Genomic DNA, 21371 nt, shown 5'->3' with positions numbered 1-21371 from the left:
AGGCTACATGCTTTAAATAATAATTAATTGAAAAAGGGGTTGTGTGCAATGAGGAAAAAGAGTTTTCATTGGTATCTATTACTTGTATTTCTATTAACTGTTGGCATTGTTGCTGGATGTTCTGATAGTGATACCACTGAAAGTGTAGAAGAAGAGACAAATGATTCTGAAACAAACGATGAAGCAGGTGAGGAGGATGACGGATTTGTATTAGGTGAGGAGCCACTGGAAATTTCAATGTTTGGCAATTATGACTGGTACACCATGCCTGGATGGGGGGATGATGTAGCAACAGCTTGGATTAAAGAGAATAAAAAAGTAGATATAACTGCGATTGACGGTGGTGGGAATGCTGAACAAAAATTAACCACGATGATTGCAGGGGATGAGCTGCCTGATTTTATTTGGACAGATCGTGGGGCAGCTGTTGAAAGATTACGAGAAGGTGGAGCGCTTGTCCCATTGGATCCTTATCTTGATAAGTATACAAATTTAAGAGACTGGTTCGGTGAAGAAGGTATTAATATGCTTCGTTCAGATGACGGGAAGTTATATCAATTTCCGAACTGGTATAATTCGAGCCCATTTGGCAATGCTGGGTATGTCGTAAATAAAGGAATTTATGAGGATTTAGGTTCTCCTCCTTTAGAGACTACAGAAGATTTATATGAATACTTACAATTAGTAAAAGACAAATATCCAGATGTTATTCCGTTTGAAACAGGTATAGATGGTCAAGGGATTAATGTTTTATATTCTGCTTTTGCCGAGGGAGAATCTCCGGCTAATATTAACAATGTAGCAGTCCCGAACGGAGATCAGTTAACGTCCATTTTTACGGATGAGAATTATATTGAATCTTTACAATATGTTAGTAAATTGTTCCGTGAAGGATTGCTCACTCAAGACGCTTTAACACAAGATCAAGATATGGTTATAGAGAAAGTCACATCAGGTAACATAGCTGTTTTCGCATCTGCAAGTCCAACTGATCATGCCAGAACTGGTCATTATAATCTTTTGGAAGAAGATCCTGATGGAGGATATTTCATGATTCATCCAATTCATAAAGAAGGATTAGATCCAAATGAAGTTTACCCAGGTTCTTATAATATGATGGGGTGGAATGTAAGTGTTATCACTAAAGGTGCGGAAGATCCCGAGAAGGTTTTTGCTTTCTTGGATTGGCTAACAGGGCCAGAAGGGCAGGCTTCACTCATATTTGGTCCTGAGGGAGAATATTGGGATGGATTTGATGAAGAAGGATTCCCGCAATTTACGGAAAAATACTATGAGGATCCTGAAGGTTTAGCGAAAGTGGAAGAAGATACAGCGAATTTTCAATGGAATGGGAATTCTAATTTCTTAGATACAGCGAAAGCTAAATTTGAAGAAACATTACCTGAGGAACAACGTAATTGGACGACGCACTGGCAAAATACGATTACATGGGATACCCAATATGATGCAACACAATATTTGAATATTAGCCCGATCCCCGAAAGTGAGGAAGGGATTATCCAACAACGTGTAGGAGAAATTTTTGAGGAGGCTCGTGCCAAAGCAGTTTATGCACAAAGCGATGAAGAAGTCGAGCAGATAATGGCCGAAGCTGAAACAGCGGCTCAGGATGTAGGTTATCAACAACTCCTTGAATTTCAAACTGAAAAATGGCAAGAGAATCTAGCGGTTATGGCTGGGCAATAAATGATTAAATGGAAGGGGAGTAAATCATCATGGAATCGATGGGAATGATCGGTAGATTTTATCAAATATCGTATTGGATGATGAAATTACTACTGGTAAATATGATATGGGTTATTTTTAATTTTCCAATCGTGTATATGGTACTGGCTATATTAACAGTAAACAGTATGGATGAACTGTATTTGCTTCTTATCATCATCATACTGTTACTCCCCTTTATTTTCTTTCCTGCCACTAATGCAATGTTTGCGGTAGTAAGAAGAGGAGTGTTATATAAGAAGGATGATAGATTACTATCTTATTTCTGGAAGACATATAAACAAAATTATGCTCGCAGTCTTGTAGGTGGGATAACGATTACTGTTCTTTGGTTTGTTTGGATTTACAATTATCAATTATCAGGGATTGAGTTAGGTTCTGGATTGTCTTATATTTACCTCGCCCTTACTATGTTTTTATTAGCATTTACGAGTTATTTCTTTGCGGATAGCGTACATTATCATCTGACGTTTATTGCATCCCTTAAAAAATCTATCATAATGAGTATTGGTTTTCCGCATTATACCATTTCTATAATTGGTGTTTCAGGTGTTTGCCTGTATATTTTATACTGGCTACATCCCGTATTTCTTGTGTTGTATGGTGGAATTTCGCCTGCAATTATCTGTTTTCTAGGTTATTATTTCATTTACCTAAGAGCAAAAAGAGTTAAGGAAACGAATGAAAGAAAAAAACAATGGAAACCCCAAAAAGCATAAGCGGCCAGCTCATTGGTCGCTTATGCTTTTTAACTTGTAAGGAAAGGTGGTATATTTTATGAAGCAAGAATAGCTATACGAGTTGTCATTTTGAAAGCTAGCTAGTGCAAGTCAACCGCTCCGGTTGTTACGCCTATTATTCATGTCAACATAACTACTCTGGACAGGACTTGGCGGGCTTTCCCGTTTTTTCTAATTATCTATAAGAAAAATTTATTGTCACCTTATTACATCACGGATTTGGTGGTTGCTTGCTTGTAAAATCTCTTGCTTGGTCGATAGCGGTGTATCACCTACAATGGTATGTGCTAGCATACATGAAGCGGTCGCAAACTGAATGGTTTGTTGTGGTTGAAAGTCTTGGAGTTTTCCGTGAATAATGCCTGTTGCAAAGGCATCACCAGCTCCGATTCGGTCCAAAACACGAAATTGTTCTTGCTTTGCATAATGAAATTTCCCTGCCTGATATAAATAGCCTTTGATAGAATGGGAGTCATCACGATGAATCGTTCGATGAGTACCTGCTATCATAGCTATGTTATAATCATCTGCCACTTTTGGAATCAGTTCCTCTAACTGTTTTTCACGTTCTTGATGCTGACAGTGGTATTCTAATGTGTAAAGTGCATCTTTCTCATTCATCATCACCATATCAGCGATGTTCAGTAGTTGATCATAGTATGGTTTTGCTTTTAGATGGCCGTTTTCTCCCCATAGAGAAGGACGGTAATTGCAATCAAAGAGAACAGTACCGCCCTGCTCCTTGACTAAATTAGCTAACCGTATCATTTGCTGTCGAACATTTTCATTCATAGCTAGTGTTATCCCACATACATGTAATAAGTCGATCTCTTCAGCGATTTTATGAAATGAATAGTTGGATTTACTTGCGGTATTAAAGCTACTTTCCATACGATTGGAGTAAGTTACACGACTTGGCCGAGCACCAATTCCATTCTCTAAAAAATACATTCCGATATAATTACCTGATCGGGCGATATAATCGGTCGAAATGCCGAGCTTTTGTAAATGAGAAATAGCAGCATCACCAATTGGATTAGCTGGTAGTGTTGAAATGAGTGCACTTTCATATCCTAATTTTTCGATGCTGCCAGTAATATTTACCCCTGTACCCGAAAACGAATATTGTAAAGAATTGGCTTGTGTCAACAGTAGATTCTCAGGCACTTGCATACGCATCATTACTTCACCAAAGGCTGCGATTTTCTTAGACATATTGATCAACCAGCTTTTTTACTTGTTGTAGTAAGAAGGTTACATCATCAACGTTAGTCTTGCCAGTTTCTTTATCAATAATCGATGAATAAACATGGGGAATGATCTGCGGTACATTGGCTGATAAGGCAATATCCAATATTTCAGTGAAGTTTGTTTTATCTATACCGCCAGTAGGCTCTAGTGCAAAGTTTTCTTCACTACACGCTTTGGCGACGGCTTTGTACTCATCTATTGTCGCTAAACCTTGCATTGGAAAATATTTAATTGCCTTTCCTCCCATATCACGAACTAATGAAATAGCAGATTTGACAGGAACAATTGCTTTTTCTGCTTGTTCACTAATAGGACCTGTTGAAATATTGACGTAACCAATCTTCCCAGAAGGTGTTACTAAGCTATTAATCCAACATTCTTGCTTATCCGTATTTGCTTTCGTGTGTCCGACATATGGAAATACTTGATTTATATGTTTGCCCGTATATTGTTTTGCTATCTCAGCAACTACTGGTGCTTGCCTACTATCACCTGCTCCGAGTCCGATCGAGACTGCATCCTCTATTGCTGAACCATACGCCTTCATAGCCTGTATAGCTTCATCTGTTGTTCGGTAATCCTTAGATAAAACGCCAACTAGTACATGTTTTTCAGCAGCTTGATAGATGTTTTTCGCGTTATCGATACTGTTGGCTAATACATTTAAAGCAACCCGATTTTGATAAAAATGATTAAAAATAGAAGCCATTATGAACTACCTCCTAAAATCTCTTGGATTCTTTGAACAATAATTTCGATATCATTTCCCTGTAATGGGCGGGGATCAATATCGAAAAAGCCTTGCTTTACTCCATAATCCCTAGTGTAGATAGCGATCTTTCCGATTCTTAAAGCAGTAGCTAATTCTTCTGCACTCATGTTTGCTTGGATTGGATTAACCTTGATTCTTCCTCGATAAATCTCTCTTCCCGCTTCATCTTGGACAATATCAACGGTTACACCATCTAATTCATTTAATACATGTAAGGCTTGAAGGCTGATTCGTTCTTCTCGACTATGATCTTCTTTGTTAAAGAAATGATCAATTGCCTGAAGTAACCCGAAGATTGCTTCTTTTCCTACTTTCATACTTCTACCAATTCCATATAATTGGACTTTTACCCAATCAATGCATTGCTTTTTTCCTGCTACAATCCCCGAGGTTGGCCCTTCGATAGCTTTCGAACCACTGAAGATAACAAGATCGGAACAGGATATATATTTTTGCAGATCTTCTTCAGCAGCAGCATCAATAATGAAGGGAATGCTATATTTTTTGGCAACTTCCCATGCATCCTCAACCGTTATCATGTTTTTTTGAACGGCATGATGAGATTGGACATATAAAATAGCACACGTATTGTCGTTTATCGTTTCTTCTAAATGTTCCTTCCTACCTTCATTGGCATAGCCGGCTTCTACTAGTTTTCCACCTCCTAAATGAATCATGGTTTCTATTGGAGCTCCGTATTGAACATTGTGCCCTTTAAATAAGATCACTTCATTTTCTGGAATGTCTTTTTGGTGTAGCTTTAAACTATCATACTTATTTCCCTTTGTTACGAGAGCTGCAATTGACATTGCGATTCCACTAGAAGCAGAATTAACGACGACTGCATCTTCACTGTCTAATTTATCCGCTATATAGCTCCCTGCTTTATCTACTAAATCAGCTACTTCGATATAGTTTTGTGCTCCTATTTTCATTGCGTCCATAACACTGTCATTTGGTGCCGATACCCCTAAAATACTCATTCTGCCACTTGCATTAATGACTCGCTTTAACCCGTATTTAGCATGTAATGAGTTCGCCATCTTTTACCACTCCTTTAGGTACGATCATTTGATTGGTAATTCTCTCTTCTCCAACTGAATCAACTAAAACCGTTTTTTTATTTTCCATCTTAAATATTGTCAAGTTAGCATTTTCACCTGCTGCAAAGGTAGCTAACTCAGGCATTCCTATAGCTTGGGCAGGGTATGTGGTTATGGAATTGATGACTTGTTCCAAAGAGTAGCCAAGAGAGAGAAATTTACTGGCTACATGAGCTAAGCTGTACACTGGACCATTCTGCCGATTCTCCCGATAAATATCAGTACTGATCGAAAAAGGATAGATTTGATGCTTTTTGGCATATTCTGCAACTTGAAAGGAAAAGCTTGCACTGCCGTGGCCAACATCTAACAACACCCCACGGTGGATTGCCTGTTGCAGATCTTTTAGTGGATTACCATTCTGATCAAATAAATTATTGCTTTTTCCGTTTAGAAAATGTGTCACAATATCCTTTCGATCTAGTAATCTTAAAATATCGTTAATAGCTGGAGGTGCTGAGCCAATATGTACCATTAATGGTAGGGAGGTAAGACGAGAAAATTTTTTGGCGATTTGTAATGGGATAATGTTGTTGTCCTTTACAACACTGTTACTTATTCTAGCTTTAAGTCCAATGATTTTCTCGCGATATTTAGCAATGGTATCCACTACTTTCTGTTCATCTATCCATTCCAGATTAGATAGTTCATCCATTCTCGTAAGGCCGATAGCTGAAATATTTAAAAACAGATATAAATTTGTCTTATACACCTTCTCAGTATCAAGGAGATCGCTTACATTGTTTGCACCACAACTTCCAGCGTCCACAATGGTTGTTACACCTTGTTTAACACCAATTTCATCTATTTCGTCTCCGTATGGATATAATGCTTTATTTGCATGTACATGTAGATCAATCCACCCGCTCGACACATAACAGCCAGAATAATTGAATTTTTCCTGCGCTATTCCTTTTCCAGCCTTGGTAATTTCAGCAATTCGGCCATTTCTAATCACCATATCCACTTTCCGCCCGATAGCGAATTTCACATTCTGTAGTACATACGAATATGTCATATATTTCACCCCTTATGACAAAAGAATATCAATTTTAAGTATAGATGTCTATACCTTATTTTAAGATAGTCCTGTGTTTATTTTATATTGACAAAAGTTTCTAAGTTTAATAATCTTGTATAGAGGTATAGTCATCTTATCTATTATCCCTAACATAGATTGCGCTTACACCAACATGTATTCTACTAATCTATTAAAGGAGTGGAGGAAAAAGTGATAATGAAAGGGAAATGTCAAGATGTTATGAAATGGTTAGTATCAGGTTGTGTCGCAATTGTAATAGTTGCTGTTGGTTTATTATTTCTAGCAACAGAAGAAATGACTGCATCAGAATCAGAAGATGATTATCGAGTAGTCGGATATTATACGCAATGGTCAACATATGGCAGAGATTATCAAGCGATAGATATTGATGCAAGTAAATTAACACATATCGTTTATGCATTTGCGGATTATTGTTGGGAAGGTGAAGGTCATGCAGATACAACTGATTGTGAAGGGGTAACAAATGGTACAGTAGTATCCGCTGATCCATGGGCAGATTATCAAAATCCTAATGTATTAGGACTTACTGAAGAGGAATTAGAAGATTGGGATCGAGATTTTTATGGAAACTTAGGTGGTTTAGCAATATTAAAGGATGAAAACCCGGGATTACGTACCTTATTATCTATTGGGGGATGGACATTCTCGAAAAATTTCTCCCATATAGCAGCATCAGAAGATACTAGGGAAACTTTTGCAAAATCAGCAGTTGCTTTCATGAGAAAATATGAAATGGATGGTGTAGATATCGATTGGGAATACCCGGTTAGTGGTGGGCAGGAAGGAAATGTTCACCGCCCGGAAGATAAAGAAAATCACACTTTGTTATTACAAGCGATACGTGATCAATTAGACAAAGCAGAGGAAGAAGACAGCAAGGAATATGAATTAGCGATTGCTTCTAGTGCAAATCCTTCTTATCTAGAAAATAATGAAATGGAAAAAATTGCAGAAATAGTTGATTTTATTGACATCATGACTTACGACTTTAATGGAAGCTGGCAATCTACCAGTGCACATAATGCTCCATTATTTGCTGATCCGGTTGCAATGGACGCAGGAGTTCCAGACACAGATGTATTCAATGTAGACACAGCAATCGAAGGACATTTAAATGCGGGTGTACCTGCCAATAAATTAGTGATGGGATTACCTTTTTATGGTCGTTCATGGTCTGATTGTGATAACGCGGAGGATAGCCCTAATGGCGGTTATTATCAAAACTGTCAAGGTGCAGGTGATGGAACATGGGAACCAGGGGTCTATGATTATGATGATATTATGGCCAATAAATTAACGGATGAGCAATATACTGCTTATTGGAATGATGTTTCCAAAGTACCGTATTTATTTAATGAAAAAACAGGCGAATTTATTACCTATGATGATGAACGTTCGATAGCGGATAAAATCGCCTATCTGGAAAACCGTCAACTTGGCGGGGCGATGATTTGGGAGCTAAGTGCAGATCGTGAGAGTAGACTATTATCTGTAATTTTTAATGAATTTACAAACGGCACAACACCACCTGAACCTACACCTCCTGATGATGGTACGGTTAAGGATATAGCAGAACTCGAGATCAGTGATAATCAGTATATGTATACTAACTCAAGTAATCAGGAAAGCATCGTTTTTAATGCATCCCTTTTGGAAGAATTAGAAGAAGATTATGAGTTAGTGATTGATTTTAAAGATATTGCTATAGAAGTACCTGTTGCATTGTTGCAGAAAGAAGAGAATATCACCTTCCAATTTACCGAAGCTGGAGAGGAGATAAACAGTAAGCATAATAATCAAGTTAGCTCTATTTATGATTTAAAGATATTAGCTGGAGAAGAAGTAATGGCTGACTTTGGCGAGCATCAAGTTACATTGACTTTCACTGTGAATGAAGACAAGATAGAAAATTGGGATCAATTAGTTGTTTATTTATTGGAGGAGAAGGGTGAAAAACAGAAAGAAATAGATGTCGAGTACGATAAGGAACAACAAATCGTTATGGCAGAGGTTGCTCATTTTAGTTTATACGGGGTATTCGAGAATAGCACTCCTGATGAAGAACAAACAGAAGATGAAAAGGAAGGCAATGAGTCTGAAATAGATAACGATAATGAAGAAAAAACAACGGAAGAACCTTCCACTAATAATACGGATCAAGACGACAAGAACGATGGGAACAACGAAAAAGAAAGTACTACGTCTCCCCAAAGTCAAAATGAGCAAACGGAAGGTCAGCCTCTTCCAGATACTGCTACGAACCAATTCGATTTTTTATTAATCGGCTTACTATTAATAACTGGCGGTGGCATCGTGTTTTTCGTATCAAAATTGCGTAGATATTATTGATATATTTAGGTATAGACAACTAATCCTGTCTTATGTTAATCTATATGTAATTGGAATTGGCTAATTAAATCATGGCTCACATGTTACTAATGAGATTAGGCATGGAGAAATTATAAAGGCTGGTTTATCGCCTTTAATATTTCTTCATGCTTTTTTTGTGGGGAAAAAAAGTATAAAAAATTAGGTACTTGTCTAGCTCCGAACGCCCAGAAACTATGCGATTTCACGAATCGCCCTACGATAAGTCATCATCGGTTCGTAAACTCACCGTGATTCCTTTATCTCAGTTGCTTCTGAAGTAGCTACGTTTCTAAACGGGCGCTCTGCGCTTTTCTTATTTAAATGAAAATCATGCCAAAAGGAGATGGAATGATGTTTAAAAACTTGTTTAAAAAACCTTCTACCACTGTACAAATAAAAGCACCTATTACTGGTGAAATATTACCGCTTGAAAAGGTACCCGACCCAGTTTTCAGTCAAAAGATGATGGGGGAAGGGGTTGCGATCATCCCGAACAAAGAAAATATTGTTGCCCCTGTTGAAGGAACAATTATCCAAATTGCACCAAGTAAGCATGCCATTGGATTAAAGACGACAAATGGCATAGAAATACTTATCCATGTTGGATTAGAGACTGTTTCCTTAGATGGAAAGGGATTTCACGTCTTAGTAAAAGAAGAGGATCGTGTTTCAGTTGGAGATCGATTAATGGCAGTGGATTTGGGTTATATTCGTAATAAAGTAGATCATATTATAACTCCGATGGTCATTACTAATAGTAACCAAAGCCAAAACGAATATATCTTAACTACAGAAACGGAATGTGTAGCCGGAAAAACAACCGTGTTAACGATTAATGAGTAATGTTAGGAATGACGCTTTCTGCGAAGAATGGAGATGATGGAATGAAATTAAAAAAAATTTTGAATAATAACGCTGTACTTGTAGTGGACCAAGGAGAAGAAAAAGTAGCGATCGGCACTGGCATTGCATTCGGTAAGAAAAAGAATGATGTCATTAACCCACAGAAAGTCGAACAACTTTTTGTAATGAAGGAAAATGAAAAGTTACAGCAGTTGTTAGATCGAATTCCAGAGGAACATTTTCTGATTTCAGAAGAAATTATCTCCTATGCGGAAAAGTATCTTGGCACTAAGTTAAGTGAGCATATTCATATTGCTTTAACAGACCATATTTCATTCGCGATTGAACGTACACAAGATGGGATACATCTCCAAAATAAGCTTCTAAATGAAATAAAGATATTGTATCGAAATGAATATGAAATTGGTTTATGGGCAGTGCAGCGAATTCGTAAAAAATATGATATAGACATTCCAATTGATGAAGCAGCTCATATTGCACTGCATATCCATACAATGAAGCTTCAAGGGGGTGATTACCGTCAGACGATTAAGCATACTGCCATAGTAAGAGAAATGATCCAACTTATCATGCAGAAAATGGTGATGCAATTTAGAGAAGATGATATATCTTATCAAAGGCTTGTAACTCATTTACATTTTGCTTTATCTCGAGTTAGTCACTATGAAATGCATGAATTGGATCAGGAAATGTTATCGATGATTCAAAAGAAATTTGCAGATTCTTATCAGTGTACTAAAGAAGTAACAGACATTATACAAAATAAGTATGATATTTATTTTCCAGAATCAGAGCTTGGATATATCACGATTCACCTTAATAGACTTAAACAGTAATTTAATTTTTTTTATAGGAGGAACTAATGATGGTTATGAAATATCTTCAAAATATCGGTAGATCATTAATGTTACCGGTTGCCGTATTGCCAGCTGCTGCGATATTAATGGGGCTTGGTTATTGGATGGATCCGGAAGGTTGGGGGGAAGCAAATGTAATAGCAGCCTTTTTAATTAAAGCCGGTGAATCTATTATTTCTACTGAAAGTATGTCAATCTTATTTGCGGTAGGTATTGCCTTTGGAATGTCCAAAGACAAGGATGGTTCTGCTGCATTGAGTGGGTTGGTAGCTTATCTAGTCGTTACAACCTTGTTATCAACGGAATCTGTCGCACTGTTACAAGGTGTAGACCCAGACAATGTTAATGCAGCCTTTGATAATGTTGAAAATCAGTTTATCGGTATTATTTCAGGTATTATTGCTTCTATTATGTATAATCGATTTAGTCACGTGAAATTGCCAGATGCTTTTGCGTTTTTTAGTGGTAAGCGTTTAGTGCCAATCATGACAGCGGTATCTAGCTTACTTATATCTGCGGTTCTCTTCTTTGTTTGGCCGGTTGTTTATTCTGGATTAGTTTCCTTTGGTAAGGCAATTCTAGATTTAGATGCTATCGGTGCAGGTTTATATGGCTTCTTTAACCGTTTATTAATACCGACAGGCCTTCATCACGCCTTAAACTCCGTTTTTTGGTTTGATGTTGCAGGTATTAATGATATTGCGAATTTTTGGTCTGGAGAAGGGGAAAAAGGTGTTACAGGTATGTACATGGCAGGCTTTTTCCCAGTTATGATGTTTGGTTTACCAGCAGCAGCGTTAGCAATGTATCATACAGCTAAAACAACAAGAAAGAAAACAGTCGCATCATTACTTTTAGCAGCTGGTTTTGCTTCGTTCTTTACAGGTGTAACAGAACCGTTAGAATTTTCATTTATGTTTTTAGCTCCAGCATTATATGTAGTGCATGCAGCTTTAACAGGTATTTCCATGGCTGTAGCAGCTGCCTTTGATTGGACAGCAGGTTTTGGATTTAGTGCTGGTTTTATTGATTTCTTTTTAAGTTCAAAATTACCATTAGCTAACCAGCCATTAATGTTACTTGTTCAAGGTTTAGTCATAGCTGTTATTTATTATGTACTATTTCGCTTCTTAATCACGAAATTTAATTTCAAAACACCTGGTCGTGAAGATGATGTAGAGCAGGTGGAAAATGCAAGTGAAGAATCTTCTGGTGATAATGATATAGCTACAATGGCAAAAGAAATTTATGCTGGATTAGGTGGAGATGACAATGTTGTCACATTAGATAACTGTGTGACACGATTAAGATTAGACGTTAAAGATATGGATGCTGTTGATCAGCAACGTATAAAAAATACTGGTGTACCCGGAATCAATATTGTAGGTAAAAATAGCATCCAAGTAATAGTTGGAACTCAAGTGCAATTTGTAGCAGATGAAATCAGAAAAATACGAAAACCACATTAAAGTAACTGAGCATGGAGATTTGGTTCTCCATGCTTTTTTTGCTTGTAAGGAAAGTATAAAATCAGCGCAATGGCCGTGTTAAACGAAGTAGTTATTTTGAAATGTTTGATGTGTATTTGCAACGCTCCGACTAATTACTTCGCTTTATAGAGGCATGCTCTTCAGCTAACTTTTACAGGAGAAATTCACTGCTGCAAAAGTGGATCTTCAGAACGTATTAACTCCGTAGGAGCCGAAGCGATGGTTATGCAATTGATATATTTCAAAATGGCCACTAAAACAATTTAAGATCCCCTTAACATTGAGTGATAAGGACTGAGTGAATTTTGTTCAGTTTTTCTCATAGGCACTTTGGTGAATATTAAACGTTTCTGGAATCTTACTTATCCTGACAAATCAATCTGCTTTCTTAACGATACTCGATTCATTTTTTGCCTTGTTCCTACATAGATATAGATATGGCAACTACTGAAACTATTACATCATGCTTGGAAGCATAAGCAAGGTTTACATTATTGGGAGGTTGTTCTATGGATATCTTAAGAAGGGTGCAAGAATATCGTCAAACACAAGATGCCTTGAAATGGGAAGGTACATTTGCAGAGTATCTTGAATTGTTAAAAGAAAAACCGTACCTTGCAGAATCTGCTCATTCCCGTATCTATCAGATGATAAAAGATGAAGGGGTAGAAGAAGAAAATGGAGTGCGTAAATATAACTTCTTCAGCCATGAATTATTTGGATTGGAAGAAGCATTAGAGAAATTGGTTGAGGAATACTTTCATCCAGCTGCTAAAAGGCTAGATGTTAAAAAGCGGATTTTATTATTAATGGGACCGGTAAGTGGCGGGAAATCCACTTTGGTCACATTATTAAAAAGAGGATTAGAGAAGTACACGTTGACAGATCGCGGTGCGGTGTATGCAATTAAAGATTGTCCCATGCATGAAAACCCGTTGCACCTGATACCACAGCATTTGAGAGCTGATTTTGAACAAGAATATGGTATAAAAATTGAAGGAAGTTTATCCCCCTTAAATAGACTACGACTCGAGGAGGAATACGGCGGTAGAATTGAAGATGTTAAAGTAGAGCGGATCTTTTTTTCAGAAGATAAACGGGTTGGCATTGGTACATTTAGTCCGTCCGATCCGAAATCACAGGATATTGCGGACCTTACTGGCTCAATTGATTTTTCCACGATTGCCACGTATGGATCAGAGTCAGACCCTCGAGCATACCGTTTTGACGGAGAGTTGAATAAAGCCAACCGCGGATTGATGGAATTCCAGGAAATGCTCAAATGTGATGAGAAATTTCTCTGGCATTTGCTTTCATTAACACAGGAAGGTAACTTTAAAGCAGGCCGATTTGCCTTGATCTCAGCAGATGAAATGATAGTAGCGCATACGAATGAATCTGAGTATCGCTCTTTTATATCTAATAAAAAGAACGAAGCATTACACTCAAGAATGATTGTGATGCCGATTCCATATAACTTAAAATTAGATCAGGAAGAGCGAATATATCAAAAAATGATTGAAGAAAGTGATATCCAGGACGTCCACATTGCACCACACACTTTAAAAATAGCTGCGATGTTTACGATTCTTACACGATTAAAAGAGTCGAAGCAAAGCAATGTCAGTATGTTGAAAAAGATGTATTTATATAATGATCAAGATGTTGAAGGATTTAGTGATCAAGATGTAAACGCAATGAAAAAGGAATATCCTGATGAAGGCATGACTGGAATTGATCCTCGTTATGTCATCAATCGCATTTCATCGACGATTATCCGTAAAGAAATGCAGGCAATCAATGCGCTTGATGTATTGCGATCATTGAAAGATGGCTTGGATGATCATCCTTCGATTACGAAAGAACAAAAAGAAGATTATTTGGACTTTATTTCGATTGCCCGTAAAGAATATGATGAACTGGCGAAAAAAGAAGTACAGAAAGCTTTTGTTTATTCCTATGAAGAATCTGCCAAAACGCTGATGGACAATTATTTAGATAATGTGGAAGCATTTTGTAATAAAGCAAAATTGCAGGATCCACTAACAGGAGAAGAAATGCATCCTGATGAAAAATTAATGCGCTCGATTGAAGAACAGATTGGTATATCTGAAAATGCCAAAAAAGCATTTCGCGAAGAGATCTTAATCCGAATTTCAGCTTATGCACGCAAAGGCAAAAAGTTTGATTATCAATCACATGAACGCCTGCGCGAAGCGATTCAAAAGAAATTATTTGCTGACTTGAAGGACGTAGTAAAAATCACCACTTCCACGAAAACACCAGATGAGCAGCAGTTAAAGAAAATGAATGAAGTAGTGGCAACTTTAGTGGAAGAGTATGGCTATAATACACAATCTGCTAATGATCTGTTACGTTATGTCGGTAGCTTGTTGAATCGATAATAAGAAAAATGACCTCCTTTGTCCGGAGGTCATTTTTGTGTGTGCATTTTAAAAAGTGTCCAATAAATCACTAGAAGTGTCCAATAAACCATATAAAGTGTCCAATAAATCATGAATAGTGTCCAATAAATGATCGAAAGTGTCCAATAAACAGTAAAAAGTGTCCATTAAATCACAGCAGTTTGTTTTTCAAGCTCAAACTAGCCCCAACATAGGCAATCAGTGATATCGCTATTGATGAGACAACCGAATGCATGCCAAATGGTTCTGGATAAAAGGCTTGAAACAAAATGTACGAGCTGAAACCTGTGATTATCGCTGCAATCGCACCATATTTGTTTCCTTTTTTCCAATAGATACCCATTACAACCGGCCAAATAAATGCAGCTTCCAACCCGCCAATAGTATATAAATTCAGCCAAATGATTAAATCAGGTGGATTAATCGCAATTAAGTATACAATCAACCCTAAAATAGCGGTTATGGTCATACTTAATGTACGAACTTTTTTCTTAGAGGCTGTTGGCTGTATGTAATTAAGATAGACGTCTTTAACAATGGTTGAGCTGACTAATAATAGCAAGGAATCAACTGTCGACATGATGGCTGCTAGTGGTGCTGCCAATACTATTCCTGCCAACCAAGCTGGTAATACTTCTATAGCAATTAACGGGATTACTGTATCAGCTACTTCAACACCTGGCAAAATCGGACGAGCAAATACTCCGATTAAATGCATGTTTAACATAATAACACCGACGACAATAGTACCAATAATTAGTGCACGATGAAATGATTTCGTGTTCTTATAGGACATCGCTCGAACCACAATTTGCGGTAAAGCTACAATCCCAACACCAACCAATATCCAAAAAGAGGATACATACTGTGGTGATAAGCTTCCATCTGCCCCGTATGGTGTAATTAGATTAGGATTCTCAGCACGAAGGTCAGCCATGATCGAAGAAATACCGCCTCCTGCTGTAATGATCGATGACAATAGGATGACAGTTCCGATAATCATAATCGTTCCTTGAATGGAATCCGTCAAAGTTACTGCGCGAAACCCACCGAATGTGACATAAATAAGTACTGTTAATACAAAAATAAGTAATGCAGAATGATAGGATAACCCAGTAATAGACTCGATTAATCGACCACCGCCAATCCATTGAGCGGCCATGGCTGAAAATAAAAAGACAATAATACTGAATGAAGACAATAATACAACCCATTTGGATTGATATCTTTCTTTAAGGAAGTCTACCATCGTAATCGCTTTATATTTTTTTGCTGTGATTGCAAATCTTTTTCCGATAATCATTAAGGTGAAATAACCTGTCGAGACCTGGATAACAGATAATAATACCCAACCTAACCCTTCATTGTAAGCTACACCGGGCCCACCGATAAAACTGCTGGCACTTCCATATGTTGCAGTCATGGTCATCGCTAAGACAAATCCGCCTAAGCTGCGTCCGCCTAAATAATAATCTTCCATAAAGGAAGCACTTGTATTGGTCGTTCTGCTCGCCAATAAACCAATTAAAAAAATAATGGCAACCGAACTGAATAATGTGATAGATGCTACTAGATTCATGATTGTTCGAACTCCTCATCATCAAAAGGTAAATCAGTGAAAAAGAATTTTACGATAATAAATACAAGAATGGACATAATGATAATACCTGCAATACAGCTATAGAAAAACCATGCGGGAAATCCGAGAATATATTGATACTCTGCAGGTTCTTTTGTTCCTAAGCCATATGCAAAAGCAAACCACCAGATAAAGTGAAACACTACTAAAAAGACACCGATGAGTGCTTCGCGATTGGCTACTTTAATAGGATTTTTATCTAAATCTTTCATTTATTATTTTCCTCCTCAATCAAATTCCTACTTTAAAAGTAAATCATATCAGAGCGTTGGTGACAACTGCATGGCTTGTATTAATGCTTTTAGCTTCTTTAAAAATAGCTTTTAATAATTACCCATTATTCCGTTTAAAATAGTACAAAAGTGCGAAGTATTTTCCCCTTTTTGTAAGCATTCTCATAAACGATCATAATGTACCTTTTAACGCATAAAAACTAGCTTTTTTAAGCTTTTTTTATACTTATTAAACTTTTCCAAAAAATCGTAACTTATATGTTGTTTCCCTAGGTAAAATAGGTTATATTTATTGATGTAATGTTTTACTCATTACAACATTTGGATGGGAGTTTAGTTTAGCAGGAGAAAGTGACTTCTAATGGGGGTATAAGACGTGACACAGCAGGAATCCAGTGAGAGATTCTGGAAAAAATTTTACGGTCCTAATATGGGCTATGTACAAGAGCAGTATGAACTTTATTTGGAAAACAAAGACTCTGTCGATTCATCCCTGAAAGAGATGTTTGATCAGTATGGAGCTCCAAAAGAATTAATTGAAGGACAGCAAGCAGAGGTAGCAAGCAATAAGGGCTTATCATCTGATATAAGTGCGAAACAATTAACCTCAGCAATTAAGCTTGTTGAGGCTATTCGTCGTTATGGTCATTTGAAAGCTGAGATTTACCCTGTAGGATCAGGTATAGCAAGTGATAATACACTTGTTGATCCAAGCTATTACAATCTAAGTAGAGACGTTTTGGAAGCGATTCCGGCTGAATGGGTTTGGGATTCCACTGTTCAAGGGGTGAACAATGCGCAGGATGTTGTTGATTATTTGTTAGCTCAATATGCAGGAACGATTTCATTTGAGTACGATCATGTAAACAATGACGAAGAGCGCTTGTGGTTCCAAGAGAACATTGAATCTGGTAAGTATCGTTTTCCATTCTCAGAGAAGGAGAAAAAAGAACTACTTGGAAAAATCGTTGATGTGGAAGGTTTTGAAAATTTCTTAGCGAAAACTTTTGTCGCACAGAAACGTTTTTCGATCGAAGGCTTGGAAATGATGGTTCCTATTTTAGATCGAATCGTTCAAAATTCCTTTTATGATGAAACAGAAGAGATTCTAATGGGGATGGCTCACCGTGGTAGATTAAGTGTACTGACACATATTTTAGGTAAGCCATTTGATAAGCTATTCTCTGAATTTCATCCTTCAGCAGATAAGGAATTAGTGCCATCATCACCGGGTTCAAGAGCGATTACGTATGGATGGACTGGTGATGTAAAATATCATTTTGGCGCAAAACGCGATGTTGGGGAAGAGAAACCATCACCAACGAAGATTACATTAGCACATAACCCTTCACATTTGGAGTTTGTTAACCCAGTGGTAGAAGGTTTTACAAGAGCAGCACAAGATTTTCGTTTCCAAAAAGGTAGTCCAGAGCAAAATGTCAATAAAGCATTTAGTATTTTGATTCATGGTGATGCGGCATTTATAGGCGAAGGTGTTGTAGCAGAAACCTTTAACCTGAGTGCATTAGATGGTTATCGAACAGGTGGAACATTGCATATCATTGCGAATAACTTAGTAGGTTTTACAACTGGGCAACGCCAAGGTCGCTCCACCAGGTATGCAAGTGACTTAGCGAAAGGCTTTGAAGTACCTATTATCCATGTCAATGCAGATGATCCGGAAGCTTGTATTTCAGCAGCAACATTAGCGTATGATTACCGTAAAAAGTTTCAAAAAGATGTGTTAATTGATTTAGTCGGTTACAGACGATATGGTCACAATGAAATGGACGAACCACGTGCTACACAACCGAAATTGTATCAATCAATTGATCAACATCCAACTTGTGCCAATGTTTATGCTAAACGACTACAAGAAGAAGGAATTTTAGCAGAAAATACTTTTGAAGAAATGAAAGAAGCTGTTTTTAATAAATTACAAGGCATTTATGATGATATGACGGAAAGTGTTAATGAAAATCCAGAAGCATTGCCAGTACCACAGGCGTTGCAGAATGGATTGAGTGACATTGAAACATCGGTGCCAAAGGATTTACTGCTTTCACTTAATAAAGGTCTATTAAAACGACCAGAAAGTTTCCAATCCTTTAAGAAGCTCGAAAAAATATTATCTAAGCGTCATAACACATTCGAAAAAGATGAAAAAGCCGATTGGGCAGTAGCAGAAGCTTTAGCCTATGCTTCGATTTTACAAGACGGTATTCCAATTCGTATTACAGGACAGGATTCAGAACGTGGAACATTTGCACACCGTCACTTAATGTTACATGATGTGGATTCAAGTGATACGTATTGCCCGATGCACGGACTGGATGAAGCAAAAGCGACATTCGACATTCACAACAGTCCATTATCAGAAGCTGCGGTACTAGGATTTGAATACGGTTATAGTGTAAAAGCACCAAAAACATTAGTTGTTTGGGAAGCACAATTCGGTGACTTTGCCAATGCAGGTCAGGTAATTTTTGATCAATTTATCTCATCTGGTCGTGCGAAGTGGGATGAACGTTCTAATATGGTGATGTTATTACCACATGGTTATGAAGGCCAAGGACCAGAACACTCTAGTGCAAGAGCAGAGCGGTTCTTAACGATGGCAGCGGAAAATAATTGGATTGTAGCTAATGTTACAACCAGTGCACAATTCTTCCATCTGTTAAGACGTCAAGCTGCCTTAGTGGACAGTGAAGCAGCGCGTCCATTAGTTGTTTTAACACCGAAGAGTTTGTTACGCAGTCCGCGAGTAGTGTCAACAATAGAGGAGTTTACGAATGGTAAATTCCAATCATTAATACCTCAACCAGGCTTAGAGTTAACATCAAAAAAAGCTAAGCGATTATTAATTGGTACAGGGAAAGTTATGGTAGACATTCAAGAAAAAATGAGTGAAAGCCTAGAGAAATATGAAGATATTCATGTCGTTCGTTTAGAGCAAATCTATCCGTTCCCTGAAAAGAAAATTCAAGAGGTCATTGATGGTTGTCCTAAATTGCAAGAAGTGGTTTGGGTACAAGAAGAACCACGTAATATGGGAGCATGGAATTTTGTAAAAGAATTGCTTTACAGAATGCTTGAGAACACAAAATTAGAATTACACTATGTTGGACGTACTGAACGTTCGTCACCATCTGTTGGTGATCCACACATACACAAAACAGAACAAAGACGCATAGTACAAAAAGCATTAGAGCTGTCTGAAGGAGGAGAAACCAATGAAGGAAATTAAAGTCCCAGAATTAGCAGAATCCATTACGGAAGGTACGATAGCAGAGTGGCTAGTTAGTGAGGGGGATTCCGTCGAGAAAGGTGATCCGATCTGTGAGCTAGAAACAGATAAAGTTAATGTAGAAGTTAATGCTGATTATTCAGGTGTAATTGCTGAATTTGTTAAAGATGAAGGTGATGATGTAGAAGTAGGGGAAGTCATTGCGAAGATAGATGAAAATGGTGAAGCTGCTGGAGATTCAACTGAAAGCTCCGACGATAAAGAAGAACAAAAAACAAAAGAAGAAGAGAAAAACACTGAGCCAAAGAAAGAAGAAGAGGCTAGTAATGAAGCAACTGAACCGAAAAAAGCAGGAGATAAACAAAAAGTTGTCGCATCACCAGCTACGAGAAAACGTGCTCGTGAGTTAGGTATTGATCTGAATGATATTACTCCGACAGATCCACTAGGACGGATTCGTTCAGAAGATGTGGAGAACGCAGCGAAACCTAAAAAAGCAAATAAGAAGTCTAAGGCAGATAATCAAGCAAAAACTTCTAGTTCCAAAGAAGAGTTTGATAAACCAGTAGAGCGTGAGAAAATGACTCGCCGCCGTCAAACCATTGCTAATCGTCTTGTTGAAGCCCAGCACACAGCAGCAATGCTTACGACATTTAATGAAGTAGACATGACTGCAGTGATGAAACTACGAAGCCAACGTAAAGATAAGTTCCAGGAAAAGCATGGTATTAAACTAGGCTTTATGTCGTTCTTTACCAAAGCAGTAGTTAGTGCATTGAAAGAGTTCCCGTACTTAAATGCTGAGATTCAAGAAAACGAAATTGTGAAGAAGAAATTCTATGATATCGGTATTGCTGTATCAACAGATGATGGTTTAGTTGTACCAGTAGTACGTGATGCAGATCGTTTAGACTTTGCAGGTATCGAATCGCAGATTGCTGATTTAGGTACCAAAGCGAAAAATAAAGAGTTGCAAATTAGTGACTTACAGGGCGGTTCCTTCACAATTACAAACGGTGGTATTTTTGGGTCGTTATTATCCACGCCAATTCTAAATTCACCACAAGTTGGTATTTTAGGAATGCATACGATTCAAAAACGTCCAGTAGTAATGCCTGATGATTCCATTGAAGTTCGTCCAATGATGTATATCGCCTTATCGTACGACCACCGTATCGTAGATGGAAAAGAAGCAGTACAATTCCTTGTACGCGTCAAACAATTATTAGAAGATCCATATGATCTATTATTAGAAGGCTAAAATCAAAAGCACTCATCATTTTTTAAATGGTGAGTGCTTTTTAAAATAGAGCACAAAATACATAAACTGCGCAGTAACGTGAGTGAGGATAGGCTCTCTTCCGTACTGCATTTTGATGAGTGCTGCCAAACGCTTCGGCAGAATACTGCGCTTTCCGTGGGCTCGACTTCAGCTAACTTGGTGAAGAAAGGCACTTCACCAAGTGGATCTTCAGCTCTCGTGAGTCCCACAGGAGTCTCTGTATTCTGCCTACGCTATTTTGGTCCTCTGATTATAAAAAGAAATGAACTTATGAAACTAAACTTTATA

The 21371-nt window shown here is 37.6% G+C and carries 15 protein-coding genes; 9 read left to right on the top strand and 6 right to left on the bottom strand.

What is annotated here, in order from left to right:
- Positions 1 to 48: 48 nt before the first annotated feature.
- Together GHT08_RS06535 and GHT08_RS06530 are read left to right on the top strand one after the other, a co-directional pair.
- On the top strand, positions 49 to 1707 hold the full coding sequence (locus tag GHT08_RS06535) for an extracellular solute-binding protein (protein ID WP_163580638.1): 1659 nt from the start codon (positions 49 to 51) through the stop codon (positions 1705 to 1707).
- Between the two features lie 29 nt (positions 1708 to 1736).
- Positions 1737 to 2465: a YesL family protein gene (locus GHT08_RS06530; RefSeq protein ID WP_163580637.1), complete on the top strand. Its 729-nt coding sequence runs from the start codon at positions 1737 to 1739 to the stop codon at positions 2463 to 2465.
- Between the two features lie 219 nt (positions 2466 to 2684).
- On the opposite strand, the gene GHT08_RS06525 is transcribed toward GHT08_RS06530, so the two are convergent.
- From GHT08_RS06525 to GHT08_RS06510, 4 genes are read right to left on the bottom strand one after another with little or no spacing between them, the layout of a single operon-like run.
- Complete coding sequence (locus GHT08_RS06525) at positions 2685 to 3701, bottom strand: sugar kinase (protein ID WP_163580636.1); 1017 nt, start codon at positions 3699 to 3701, stop codon at positions 2685 to 2687.
- Positions 3694 to 4446, bottom strand: coding sequence for a 2-dehydro-3-deoxy-phosphogluconate aldolase (dagF, locus tag GHT08_RS06520; protein WP_163580635.1), 753 nt, complete (start codon positions 4444 to 4446; stop codon positions 3694 to 3696). Before dagF ends, GHT08_RS06525 begins: the two co-directional genes overlap by 8 nt.
- A complete protein-coding gene (locus tag GHT08_RS06515) occupies positions 4446 to 5552 on the bottom strand; it encodes a DgaE family pyridoxal phosphate-dependent ammonia lyase (RefSeq protein ID WP_163580634.1) in 1107 nt (368 codons plus the stop codon). Before GHT08_RS06515 ends, dagF begins: the two co-directional genes overlap by 1 nt.
- Positions 5530 to 6630, bottom strand: a complete 1101-nt coding sequence (locus GHT08_RS06510) for an amidohydrolase/deacetylase family metallohydrolase (RefSeq protein ID WP_163580633.1) — start codon at positions 6628 to 6630, stop codon at positions 5530 to 5532. The genes GHT08_RS06515 and GHT08_RS06510 overlap by 23 nt, the downstream gene beginning before the upstream one ends.
- Positions 6631 to 6849: 219 nt before the next feature.
- On the opposite strand from GHT08_RS06510, the gene GHT08_RS06505 reads away from it, so the two are divergent.
- The 5 genes from GHT08_RS06505 to GHT08_RS06485 all read left to right on the top strand — a co-directional run bounded on the left by GHT08_RS06505 (position 6850) and on the right by GHT08_RS06485 (position 14661).
- Positions 6850 to 9024, top strand: coding sequence for a glycoside hydrolase family 18 protein (locus GHT08_RS06505; protein ID WP_163580632.1), 2175 nt, complete (start codon positions 6850 to 6852; stop codon positions 9022 to 9024).
- A 372-nt stretch (positions 9025 to 9396) separates the two neighbouring features.
- Entirely contained in the window at positions 9397 to 9888 is a 492-nt protein-coding gene (locus GHT08_RS06500) for a PTS sugar transporter subunit IIA (RefSeq protein ID WP_163580631.1), read from the top strand.
- Between the two features lie 41 nt (positions 9889 to 9929).
- Entirely contained in the window at positions 9930 to 10745 is an 816-nt protein-coding gene (locus GHT08_RS06495) for a PRD domain-containing protein (protein WP_163580630.1), read from the top strand.
- Positions 10746 to 10774: 29 nt separating this feature from the next.
- Entirely contained in the window at positions 10775 to 12235 is a 1461-nt protein-coding gene (gene nagE / locus GHT08_RS06490) for an N-acetylglucosamine-specific PTS transporter subunit IIBC (RefSeq protein ID WP_163580629.1), read from the top strand.
- Between the two features lie 530 nt (positions 12236 to 12765).
- On the top strand, positions 12766 to 14661 hold the full coding sequence (locus GHT08_RS06485; protein ID WP_163580628.1) for a PrkA family serine protein kinase: 1896 nt from the start codon (positions 12766 to 12768) through the stop codon (positions 14659 to 14661).
- A 172-nt stretch (positions 14662 to 14833) separates the two neighbouring features.
- Here the strand turns inward: GHT08_RS06485 and panF are convergent, their stop codons facing one another.
- Together panF and GHT08_RS06475 are read right to left on the bottom strand one after the other, a co-directional pair.
- Complete coding sequence (panF, locus tag GHT08_RS06480) at positions 14834 to 16261, bottom strand: sodium/pantothenate symporter (protein WP_163580627.1); 1428 nt, start codon at positions 16259 to 16261, stop codon at positions 14834 to 14836.
- Complete coding sequence (locus GHT08_RS06475; protein ID WP_163580626.1) at positions 16258 to 16533, bottom strand: YhdT family protein; 276 nt, start codon at positions 16531 to 16533, stop codon at positions 16258 to 16260. Before GHT08_RS06475 ends, panF begins: the two co-directional genes overlap by 4 nt.
- A 397-nt stretch (positions 16534 to 16930) precedes the next feature.
- Between GHT08_RS06475 and GHT08_RS06470 the strand changes: the two genes are divergently transcribed.
- Positions 16931 to 19801: a 2-oxoglutarate dehydrogenase E1 component gene (locus tag GHT08_RS06470; protein ID WP_163580625.1), complete on the top strand. Its 2871-nt coding sequence runs from the start codon at positions 16931 to 16933 to the stop codon at positions 19799 to 19801.
- Positions 19788 to 21062, top strand: a complete 1275-nt coding sequence (gene odhB, locus GHT08_RS06465) for a 2-oxoglutarate dehydrogenase complex dihydrolipoyllysine-residue succinyltransferase (RefSeq protein WP_163580624.1) — start codon at positions 19788 to 19790, stop codon at positions 21060 to 21062. The genes GHT08_RS06470 and odhB overlap by 14 nt, the downstream gene beginning before the upstream one ends.
- The last annotated feature ends 309 nt before the right edge of the window (positions 21063 to 21371 follow it).

This window comes from Gracilibacillus saliphilus (genome assembly GCF_010994085.1).
In the GTDB taxonomy this organism is placed as follows: Bacteria; Bacillota; Bacilli; order Bacillales; family Amphibacillaceae; genus Gracilibacillus; species Gracilibacillus lacisalsi.
Note: the sequence above shows the minus strand (reverse complement) of the source record. Positions and strands in the feature narration are given on the sequence as shown.

What these genes read in the sequence shown, in the direction of transcription:
- GHT08_RS06505 (WP_163580632.1), top strand. Translation starts at nt 6,850, where the DNA reads ATGAAAGGGAAATGTCAAGATGTTATGAAATGGTTAGTATCAGGTTGT.
- GHT08_RS06535 (WP_163580638.1), top strand. Translation starts at nt 49, where the DNA reads ATGAGGAAAAAGAGTTTTCATTGGTATCTATTACTTGTATTTCTATTA.
- GHT08_RS06515 (WP_163580634.1), bottom strand. Translation starts at nt 5,552, where the DNA reads ATGGCGAACTCATTACATGCTAAATACGGGTTAAAGCGAGTCATTAAT.
- GHT08_RS06510 (WP_163580633.1), bottom strand. Translation starts at nt 6,630, where the DNA reads ATGACATATTCGTATGTACTACAGAATGTGAAATTCGCTATCGGGCGG.
- GHT08_RS06530 (WP_163580637.1), top strand. Translation starts at nt 1,737, where the DNA reads ATGGAATCGATGGGAATGATCGGTAGATTTTATCAAATATCGTATTGG.
- GHT08_RS06475 (WP_163580626.1), bottom strand. Translation starts at nt 16,533, where the DNA reads ATGAAAGATTTAGATAAAAATCCTATTAAAGTAGCCAATCGCGAAGCA.
- dagF (WP_163580635.1), bottom strand. Translation starts at nt 4,446, where the DNA reads ATGGCTTCTATTTTTAATCATTTTTATCAAAATCGGGTTGCTTTAAAT.
- GHT08_RS06500 (WP_163580631.1), top strand. Translation starts at nt 9,397, where the DNA reads ATGTTTAAAAACTTGTTTAAAAAACCTTCTACCACTGTACAAATAAAA.
- panF (WP_163580627.1), bottom strand. Translation starts at nt 16,261, where the DNA reads ATGAATCTAGTAGCATCTATCACATTATTCAGTTCGGTTGCCATTATT.
- odhB (WP_163580624.1), top strand. Translation starts at nt 19,788, where the DNA reads ATGAAGGAAATTAAAGTCCCAGAATTAGCAGAATCCATTACGGAAGGT.
- GHT08_RS06495 (WP_163580630.1), top strand. Translation starts at nt 9,930, where the DNA reads ATGAAATTAAAAAAAATTTTGAATAATAACGCTGTACTTGTAGTGGAC.
- GHT08_RS06525 (WP_163580636.1), bottom strand. Translation starts at nt 3,701, where the DNA reads ATGTCTAAGAAAATCGCAGCCTTTGGTGAAGTAATGATGCGTATGCAA.
- GHT08_RS06485 (WP_163580628.1), top strand. Translation starts at nt 12,766, where the DNA reads ATGGATATCTTAAGAAGGGTGCAAGAATATCGTCAAACACAAGATGCC.
- nagE (WP_163580629.1), top strand. Translation starts at nt 10,775, where the DNA reads ATGGTTATGAAATATCTTCAAAATATCGGTAGATCATTAATGTTACCG.